Consider the following 649-nt stretch of genomic DNA (forward strand, 5'->3'; position numbering starts at 1 on the left):
TGCGGTCGAACACCGCGTCCAGGCGCCGGGTGGTCAGAGTGCGCAGGTCGACGGCGATCTCGTCCCCCGGTCGCAGCAGGCCCAGGTCACGTCGGACGCGGGCCTGGTCGGCGATGACGAAAGCGTCCTTCGCGTCCGTCTTGCCCTCACCCTTGTAGGTGGCCGAGGCGCGGTGGACCGCCAGACCCGTCAGGTAAGCCAAGGGCTGGCCGTGGCTGAGGAGCAGGCCGATCAGCAGAGAAGCGCCGCCCTGGTTCAGGTCGATGGCCCACAGCGCGTCGGTGGATATCGCCAGGACGTCACCGATGAGTTCGAGCAGCTCGGTCTCGTCGTTCAGCACCCGACGGGACAGCAGCCGTTCACCGTCGGCGTCGATCACCACCGCGTGATGGTGAGTCTTGCCGATGTCCACACCGGCCCAGATCTCGGGCACGTTCCCCTCCGCCAGCTCGCCTGTTCACGTCCTGCCCGCAGACGACCTCGCCGGCGTTGTCCTACAGCAGCGATCAAGTCGCGTATCCCAATCGGCGGTCGAGTCGTCGCAGGGCTCCGGGCGGCCAAGTCCTCTAAGCCGTCGAACCGGCGAAACCATGACAGCCATACCCAGAGCCCCCGGGCCCTCCGATCTTACGAATGACCAGATCAGACC

General features: G+C 66.9%; 1 protein-coding gene. It reads right to left on the reverse strand.

Annotation, left to right across the window (positions count from 1 at the left end; translation table 11 throughout):
* A partial coding sequence (locus tag AN218_RS29065; protein WP_141747735.1) for an IS110 family transposase occupies positions 1 to 433 on the reverse strand: 433 nt, incomplete at its 3' end.
* Positions 434 to 649 lie beyond the last annotated feature (216 nt).

This window comes from Streptomyces nanshensis (assembly GCF_001751255.1).
Classification (GTDB): domain Bacteria; phylum Actinomycetota; class Actinomycetes; order Streptomycetales; family Streptomycetaceae; genus Streptomyces; species Streptomyces nanshensis_A.